Raw genomic sequence first — 8,202 nt, forward strand, 5'->3', positions numbered from 1 at the left:
TACTATTCTATTTGCCATTTTTTGATTATCTTTTATATTTATCTATAAATTCTAATATTGCTAAAGAAATAAGATCCTTTTGTTTTTCCTTTCTGTCCTCCGCAAATTTAGAAAATTCATCTGCTATTTCTTTATACATTTTAAAGCTCCTGGTGATTATTTCCCCATCTAATTTAGAATTGTTTATATTAATGTCTGGAATGTCTATTATATTAGTGTTAGTTTGTTTCTTATACAAGTCTACCATTTCTTTTAACTCTCCTGTTAATGCCAAAAGTTCACTAAATTCCTGAGGTAGTTGTAAAGTATCCTTTGGTATACTTTGAATTTCCTTTGAACTACTTACGGTAGTTTCTTTGTGTACCTCTTGTTTTACCAATGGCTTGGGTAAGTTTACTTTATCACTACTTTTGTATACTTCAGTATTAAAAAAACTCATTTGACTATTATCAGTAGTATAAAGAACTTTTGATTTATTATATTTTATACAGGTATCTTTAATTGTTTCTGAAAAGTCTTTTCTATTTATTCCAAACTGTTTTATGAACTTATCTGATGAAATTTTATCTTCTTTAATTATATTTTTATTAGCAACTGTATTTTTATTTATGGCCAAAGCTATGTCTTTTAATTCTTCAATTGTTAAATCTACTTTTTTTGTTATACCCATTTCCTATCCCTCATTTTTCAAGTTTACTTTTAAACTACTTTTGTTTACTTTAATTATGTTCTATATAAATTTAATAATTCCTTTAAAAATAAAAAAAGAAGGTAGTTATTTACCCTCTGATGCTTCATACTCTTTAACCAATTTATAAAATGTATTTCTTTTAAGACCTAACATATGCATAGATTTAGTTCCTGTTAGTTCTCTTATCTTGTACTTACTATACACTTCGTTCCAATTCACCGGGTACTGTATAACCTTTCTACCCTTATATACTCCATTGTTCTTTGCTATTGCTATGCCCTCTCTTTGACGTTCTAACATATTCTCACGTTCAAAAGTATTAATTGCCCCTATCATAGTTAACATTAACTTCCCTGTAGCAGTATTAGTGTCTATATTCTCTTTACTGCTTACTAGATGTATCCCTTTTGCCTGTAACTGCTCTACTATTTCTAATAAGCCTTTGGTGCTACGCGCTAGTCTATCAAGACTATGTATATATATTGTATCGCTTTCTCTTGCGAACTCTACTATCTCTTTTAATTTAGGTCTATTGATATCCTTAGCACTTACCTTCTCTATAAACCACTTATCAATATTATATTTCTTTAATCCCTCAACTTGTCTCGCTTCATTCTGATCTACAGTAGATACTCTTACATAAGATATATTCATATATAACAACTCCCCCTGACTTCATTCATATATTTTATAATATGTGTTTATTTAAAATCAATGACTAATGTAAATAGTTGTTTATTAATTATAAAAACAATCCTATATAAATACATTTACAGTATTTCGTAATGGACTGTTTAGACTATGCTCTAAACAAACACCTTATCCCGCAAATCATATTAATTCAAAAGCTAGTTTAATTTATACAACTATAGTTACCTTGTTTTAATGGAAATAGTGCTTACTTTTATGACATAGTTTGATTATTAGACGACATAACAATTGAAAGTACAAACAATGGTCTTTAAAATTTATTAATACGGTAGTATGAATTAGAATTTTTTTGTCAAGATTATCGTGAAAAAGTATAATATATGCTAGAATTAATTAGTGTATCATGCGTTACACTAGATATCCTGGAAAGAGGGGAAAACTATATGGCGGGAAGAAGCATTGATAATGAAAAATTTATACAAGAAAATCTTCACAAATATTTTCAGAAATTATCTTCGGTTAGAGAACCAATTGTTTTAGTGTTAACTATACACTTATATACTGAATTCTGGATAAATAAGTGTATAGAACTTTGCTCACCAAAACCAAAAGAAATTCTTGATAAAAATTTTGTTTTTTCTACTAAACTCATGCTTGTTTATAATATGGGGTTAATACCAGAGCAACTATATCTTAATATTAAGAAACTTAATACACTTAGAAATAAATATGCTCACAACCTTGATTATGATTTTACAAAATCAGATTTGAACTATATATATTCTGATGGTAAAAGTGTTTTAGAACATTTACAAGGTGAGAGTGACTGGCGCATTTTTATGTTAATTGGAGCTTCGACTTTTGAATGGATGGCAAATCATGTTATAAAAAATTATATGACGGATATAATTACATAGTGCATGCTAATTTAATTGTATAAATTAAACGATTCCTAAAATACCGTATTATTCTTAAAATGAATGTTACGGTATTTTTACGTCGTACTTCAAATACTAACTATACCTGCAAAAATAACAGTATTAATAGTATATAAAGCTATTATAATGCACAACATCCTAATATCATTAAATACTAGATAACTATATTTAAATTATATAGTACTGATAGTAAATAAAGAATGGATAAGAGGTGGTGTTATGAAAGTAGAAACAATTATAAAAGAAGATGGAAAGACAAGATATATATCAGTAAATGATAAGGAAAAAATTATAGTGCCTGTAGTAAAATTCATAAAGTATAGAGACAATGTGAGTGCTGCTTCCCCCTATTCAATTGTTACTGAAAATTTCTCCATTTCTGTTTTTAGCTCTGCCTTTTGTGTTAAATCATGGTCATAAACCAGATATTATTTGTACCAGTTAAAAACATCGGAACCATACTTACATTATGCAAATACCCTGTTTGACTATGACATATTTAAATTATAAAACTTTAGCATTGCCATAGTACACCTATCTGTAGTAAACACTTATTAATACACTCTAATACTTTGCTTTGAATTTAGCTATACCAACTCTTTAAGAGAATTAATACGGTACTACAGATAAAAGCAACTAAACTTTAAATAAATTGTTATATCTAGGCATGCACTATTTATAGACTTTTTTAATAAATAATCTTATATATTCCTATATAATAAAAGTGTATTAACCGTATTAATTGCCTTTGATGTACTTATACTACTAGCTTTATAGTAATACAGTTAGTAGCACTTACCGTATTCTTGGCAGTATTATTAATACACTTTTTTCTAAAAATAAGCCTGTATTTGTATTATCACTTTACACTTCTTATCCTATTGTTTCTTTCCGATTGTAGATATGCTCTTATTTTTGCCGTGTTATAAATGCTTGGAGGCAATAAATATTTCCGTCCGTTACTGTCAAATTTTATATTGCTGTTTGTCTTCATCATTTTTTTAATAGCTTTACCTATTATCACTACTGACTCATTACCATTTAATATGTTTCCTATTTCTGTACAGCTTATTTTTTCCCAATAGTATGGATCATTGATATCCCATTTAAATAAATCTTGAAGCTTAATTTCTATAGCTGTTTTAACTTCAAACAATTCATTATTACTATTAACTACATTTAACTCTGTTTCATCTAAATAATAATTAATAGTATTAGATTTATAAAGCAAATATATTTCTCCCCATAATTGGGTTAAATTTATATTGTGATCAACATTAATTTTATTTGCACTTATTACCCAATACCGTCTGTTTCCTGTGGTATCTCTCAAGAATTCTTCATCATTTACAGTTGCAAAAAAACAAGTTAAACGTGGAAACTTTTTTGAAGTTATTGAGTATGGTTCTCTGTATTCATCTACTGGCTCCGTAAAAAATTGTTTTAATTCTGCTTGATCTTTTTTTAAAGTCGCATCCATTTCTCCTAATTCAGTTATCCAATATTTTGTTACTTTCGCTACACTGTCCTTGTCGCTTGGGTCGACCTTTGAACCTGTCTTTACCCAATCCGCGTTTGGAACTATTGATCTTATCCATCTTGTCTTACCTATTCCTTGCTCTCCTTGCAATACTAAAATACCTTCCTGGTTATTTAATCCATAATTGCTTATTGTATGGATTGCATTTAAAAGCCATTTAGTTATCAATGAATCATTGTTTTTTTTATTTCCAGCACCTTGTATGGTGTCACATAACTCCTGTATTCTGCTTCTGCCATCCCACACATTAGCACTTACTTTTAGATACTCCAATACTGGGTTAAATTTATTTTGACGTGACATCGTTTTTATGAAGTCCCAAACATCATTTTTAAATAAAGTAAAATTATTTATGCAGCATAATGTTCTTACTTTTGTTATTACACTATCAATATCATCTTTATCTAATTCTGCTCCTTGAATTTCTATCTCTCGACTTAATTCATTGTAACGAACTGTTATACTTTGGCTCACCAATAATGAATATAGATTTTCCCATACTTTTAGTGGATATTCCTTTTCCTTATCAGTTCCTTTATGTGCAATACCCAATATTTTAAATTTAGGGTTTTTCTTTATGTCCCAACTATCATTTATACAATTTTCAATGTCTTTCTTTATCTTTCCACCTTTTATCCAATCAGAAATATCCTTATTATCTCCTAATTGATTTAAGCCCTTTAACACTGGAACTCTTAAAGATTTAATATTTGCTTTTAACAATATATTTTTTGAATATAATTTTTTCTTTTCTCCTACTTTTCCTGTATCGCCCAATAAAATAATATTTGCATTCTCTAATTGATTTAAATTGATTTTGTTTACATTGTTTGCCTTTGGAAATGTAGTTGCAGTATATCCCATACTATTAAGTGTATCTGCATCTTTTTCACCTTCAACTATGAAAATATACCTATTGTTTTCAATACTTCTCTTGACCTTGATGTCTGCATATATACTAATAAATATTTCTTCATTGAATTTGCTTTCAAAGGTGACTACTGGTTTGCTACATCTAAAATCAAATATTAATTGTTTGAAAGTTTTATCACCTGATTCACTATTTTTATATTTAATTTTTAATGACATAACATTATTAATACTTGTTGTGTAAATATAATGTGCATTGTATTCGTATCGCTTATCATTCTTAGTTGTATATTTTTCTTTATTCATTAGATAATTAAGTATAAATTCTTTTGTTTTTGAGTGAACCCCTACAACTTCCTCAAAAGTTTTATTTTCTATCTTCATTATAAAATCTATAACATCACCACTTTCGTCACAACCAAAGCAATTGTATATTTGCTTTTCTATAGAAACACTAAATGATGGTGTCTTTTCACTGTGAAAAGGACATAATCCAAAATATTCTTTTCCTACTTTTTTTAATTTTACTGTTTTGGAAATGACATCTATTATATTATTTTCCCTTTTGAATTTTTCTGCTAAATTCTCCATCACTCTTACTCCTTTGTGAATTGTGATAATTTTTCTGTCTTTTTCTTGATTAGCTAACTAACCTTATATATATCTTAGTTAAATTTTAATTAAATTTAAATGAAATTTAAATGAAATTTAAATGAAATTTAATTAAGGAACCTTTAATGAAACTCACACATATAATGAATGCGCTTTATATACTATTTATTATTTTTAATTATTTCACTACCCTTTTTAATAACTTTATATTTTATACTTTTATTTTCAATCTCTTCTAATAACAATTTGTATTTATTTTGATATTTTTCTATTTCATTATTATATTTTAGTTGTTGCTGGTTTAATTTATTATTCAAATCCTCTTTTACTTCTGCTACTTCTAATTTAACCTTTAATTCATTTTCGTTTTTTATCTGCTCCAATTCTTTATGATGATCTTGTGGTAACTTCTTAATGGCCAAGTTTAGCTGGTTAATGTTAAAATCCTTATCTTTAAATTTTTCTACAATTAAATAGGAAAACTTACATTCATATTGTTTTAATCCTTTATACTCCTCTACTTGGTAGTTAGTATTAAATATTATCCAAGCATAAACTAAAAATTTTTCTATATCATTATTGAAAATTCTTCTTGTCTCTTCATTAAAGCTATTAAAAAACATTATTCACCTTCTTACTATTACCACGTATTTCTCATCGTTCAAATCAATCCCTCAATTGTATTTGCACCGTATATTTTCATGTGATACTGAGCTATTCTATATTTCTCTTTACTTAAAACATACTTTTATAAATTTCAATCACTAATCCGCTCCGAACTATTTCTTTAAGCATTGTTTTTTTGCCCATTCTTGTAGTAATTCACGACTTATAAAGTATTTATTTTTTACTTTAAAAACTGGGAAATCTTTTCTTTGCAACAAATCACAGTACATCATGTTTCTTCCAATCCCTAACAATTCCATTGCCTCTGTTGGATTTATTAATATTGTTTTAACTTTTTCCATAATTTTTTAACCCTCCTAAAAGAATAATTCTTGTACCGATGTTTCTAAAATTTCTGATATTTTTTTCATTAAGTCTAGCCTCGGTGAAATCTCTCCCTTTTCAATTTTGCATAAATATTGTGGAGTGATTTGTAATTGTTTTGCTAAGTCTCCTTGCTTTATGCCCATCTCCACTCTTTTAGCTTTTAATTTATATGACATATTTTCACCCCATTTCCTCTTCATTATTGAAGAATTTGTTGTCTTAATTCATTATATTCTTCAATAAAGAAGATGTCAACCGTTTTTCAAATATTTGTTGCAATATTGAAGAATTAAGATTATTATTATGTTAAGGAGGTGTTTTTATTGGGCTTAAACGAAATAATAAAAGTTGGCAATACTATAAAAAAAAATAGAAAACTATTAAATTTAACACAAGAACAAATGGCTACCAAATTAAACGTTCCACGATCCACTTATGCGAATTACGAAAATAATACAAGGGAACCAAGTGCTGAAACACTTGATAAAATTGCAGCTATTCTTGGAGTAAATATTCTTAACCTTATTGAAGATTCAAACCTATTACTTTATACTTCAGAAAATGGCCTTGGACTAGAAAGACTTTTGACATTTGATGAAGATTTAATGAAGAAAATTATTAAATCTATGTGCATCCATGATGGTTTAACTGGAGCTAACTTAGTTGATGGTGATCTTACCTTATTGATATTTGCTGTCAAAAACACAATAAGAAGCACTCTTTCTGTTTTAGCAACTAAAAATACTAATGCTCGTAATTCTGTGACAGAAGAGTTGAATGAAAAAAAATAACTACTTGCTTATAGATTCTAGCAGTTAATAGGGGTGATCAGATGTCTAAAACCATATATAAGAAAAAAGTAAAAAATGATAAAGAATATTATTTCTATAGATTAAGACATAAGAATTTAAAAAAACCTAAGGACATGTATGCTGCAACTGTTAAAGAACTTGATGCTAAAATAAAAGCTGTAGTAAATGAACTTGATCACGGTATTTCTAATAATAAAGAATATCTGGGTGTATTTTTTAAGGATTGGTTGTACGATACTCATTTAATAGACAAAAAGCCATCTACTAAACAAAGATATGATAGTATCTATAGAACCTATATAGATGATAGTTCTATTTACACAATAAAATTAAAGGATTTAAGCCCCTCTGATATACAGATCTTTTATAAAGAGTTAATATCAATTGGCAAAAGCAAGGCCGCTATAAGCATGCTTCATAAGCTCATAGCGCCATGCATTCGGTATGCATATGATAATAATAGAATCATAAAAGACTTCTCCAGAGCAATCATAATCCCTAAAGAGAGCGAAGAGAAAAAGCTAAGTAAAGCCAGTGATGTAAAACCTTTTACTTTAGAACAACAAATAAATTTTATTGAAGTTATAAAAGGACATGACCTTGAAGTATTATTTATCGCAGCAATTGATACTGGATTAAGACAAGGAGAATTATTTGCTCTTACTTGGAAAGACATTGATTTAGATGATGCTTCTATAAGTGTTAATAAATCATATAAAGTCATAAAAAATATAGACACTGGGGAATATGAAGGCATAGTACAAACCCCAAAAACAAAGAAGAGTATTAGAATTGTAATAAGCTATCTCAAAAGGCTTTAAAACTTAAGATGGGCAATTTATATCAAGATAATGATCTTGTGTTTTGTAATATGTTTGGAAATTATTTAGATAGTTCAAATGTGTTGAAAAAATTCAAAAAAATACTAAATGAAATGGACTTACAAGACATGAAATTTCACGATTTAAGTTATCCAAACCTATATAAAATCCAAACCTTTTTGATGAAAAGCTGATATTTCAGTTGTTTCGTAGAAAAAAGGTTTGGATTTTTTTCTTATGGTAAATACTTTTATTATCAAATGAAATAGGAGGA

10 protein-coding genes are annotated in these 8,202 nt (G+C 27.7%); 4 read left to right on the forward strand and 6 right to left on the reverse strand.

Going from position 1 to position 8,202, the window contains the following annotated elements; genetic code table 11:
* Positions 1–25 precede the first annotated feature (25 nt).
* A complete protein-coding gene (locus tag ACREVU_RS18980) occupies positions 26–670 on the reverse strand; it encodes a hypothetical protein (RefSeq protein WP_431553162.1) in 645 nt (214 codons plus the stop codon).
* 105 nt (positions 671–775) lie between these two features.
* Positions 776–1,345, reverse strand: coding sequence for a recombinase family protein (locus ACREVU_RS18985; RefSeq protein WP_431553163.1), 570 nt, complete (start codon positions 1,343–1,345; stop codon positions 776–778).
* 440 nt (positions 1,346–1,785) lie between these two features.
* Between ACREVU_RS18985 and ACREVU_RS18990 the strand changes: the two genes are divergently transcribed.
* Together ACREVU_RS18990 and ACREVU_RS18995 are read left to right on the forward strand one after the other, a co-directional pair.
* Entirely contained in the window at positions 1,786–2,259 is a 474-nt protein-coding gene (locus ACREVU_RS18990; RefSeq protein WP_431553164.1) for a hypothetical protein, read from the forward strand.
* Between the two features lie 240 nt (positions 2,260–2,499).
* On the forward strand, positions 2,500–2,700 hold the full coding sequence (locus tag ACREVU_RS18995) for a hypothetical protein (RefSeq protein ID WP_431553165.1): 201 nt from the start codon (positions 2,500–2,502) through the stop codon (positions 2,698–2,700).
* 439 nt (positions 2,701–3,139) lie between these two features.
* Here ACREVU_RS18995 and ACREVU_RS19000 read toward each other — a convergent pair whose 3' ends face one another.
* The 4 genes from ACREVU_RS19000 to ACREVU_RS19015 all read right to left on the reverse strand — a co-directional run bounded on the left by ACREVU_RS19000 (position 3,140) and on the right by ACREVU_RS19015 (position 6,471).
* Complete coding sequence (locus tag ACREVU_RS19000) at positions 3,140–5,281, reverse strand: VapE domain-containing protein (RefSeq protein ID WP_431553166.1); 2,142 nt, start codon at positions 5,279–5,281, stop codon at positions 3,140–3,142.
* Between the two features lie 182 nt (positions 5,282–5,463).
* Entirely contained in the window at positions 5,464–5,925 is a 462-nt protein-coding gene (locus ACREVU_RS19005) for a hypothetical protein (RefSeq protein ID WP_431553167.1), read from the reverse strand.
* Between the two features lie 156 nt (positions 5,926–6,081).
* Complete coding sequence (locus ACREVU_RS19010) at positions 6,082–6,270, reverse strand: helix-turn-helix domain-containing protein (protein ID WP_431553168.1); 189 nt, start codon at positions 6,268–6,270, stop codon at positions 6,082–6,084.
* A gap of 15 nt (positions 6,271–6,285) precedes the next feature.
* Positions 6,286–6,471, reverse strand: coding sequence for a helix-turn-helix transcriptional regulator (locus ACREVU_RS19015; protein WP_431553169.1), 186 nt, complete (start codon positions 6,469–6,471; stop codon positions 6,286–6,288).
* 147 nt (positions 6,472–6,618) lie between these two features.
* On the opposite strand from ACREVU_RS19015, the gene ACREVU_RS19020 reads away from it, so the two are divergent.
* The gene (locus ACREVU_RS19020) at positions 6,619–7,086 is read left to right on the forward strand and encodes a helix-turn-helix domain-containing protein (protein WP_431553170.1); all 468 of its coding nucleotides are present in this window, start codon (positions 6,619–6,621) and stop codon (positions 7,084–7,086) included.
* A gap of 41 nt (positions 7,087–7,127) precedes the next feature.
* On the forward strand, positions 7,128–7,928 hold the full coding sequence (locus ACREVU_RS19025; RefSeq protein ID WP_431553171.1) for a site-specific integrase: 801 nt from the start codon (positions 7,128–7,130) through the stop codon (positions 7,926–7,928).
* The last annotated feature ends 274 nt before the right edge of the window (positions 7,929–8,202 follow it).

The organism is Clostridium sp. (genome assembly GCF_050717535.1).
In the GTDB taxonomy this organism is placed as follows: Bacteria; Bacillota; Clostridia; order Clostridiales; family Clostridiaceae; genus Clostridium_AD.

Bases quoted from the DNA above. Each gene is read 5' to 3' on its own strand.
- ACREVU_RS19000 (WP_431553166.1), bottom strand. From the start codon at position 5,281: ATGGAGAATTTAGCAGAAAAATTCAAAAGGGAAAATAATATAATAGAT.
- ACREVU_RS19015 (WP_431553169.1), bottom strand. From the start codon at position 6,471: ATGTCATATAAATTAAAAGCTAAAAGAGTGGAGATGGGCATAAAGCAA.
- ACREVU_RS19005 (WP_431553167.1), bottom strand. From the start codon at position 5,925: ATGTTTTTTAATAGCTTTAATGAAGAGACAAGAAGAATTTTCAATAAT.
- ACREVU_RS19025 (WP_431553171.1), top strand. From the start codon at position 7,128: ATGTCTAAAACCATATATAAGAAAAAAGTAAAAAATGATAAAGAATAT.
- ACREVU_RS19010 (WP_431553168.1), bottom strand. From the start codon at position 6,270: ATGGAAAAAGTTAAAACAATATTAATAAATCCAACAGAGGCAATGGAA.
- ACREVU_RS18995 (WP_431553165.1), top strand. From the start codon at position 2,500: ATGAAAGTAGAAACAATTATAAAAGAAGATGGAAAGACAAGATATATA.
- ACREVU_RS18990 (WP_431553164.1), top strand. From the start codon at position 1,786: ATGGCGGGAAGAAGCATTGATAATGAAAAATTTATACAAGAAAATCTT.
- ACREVU_RS18985 (WP_431553163.1), bottom strand. From the start codon at position 1,345: ATGAATATATCTTATGTAAGAGTATCTACTGTAGATCAGAATGAAGCG.
- ACREVU_RS18980 (WP_431553162.1), bottom strand. From the start codon at position 670: ATGGGTATAACAAAAAAAGTAGATTTAACAATTGAAGAATTAAAAGAC.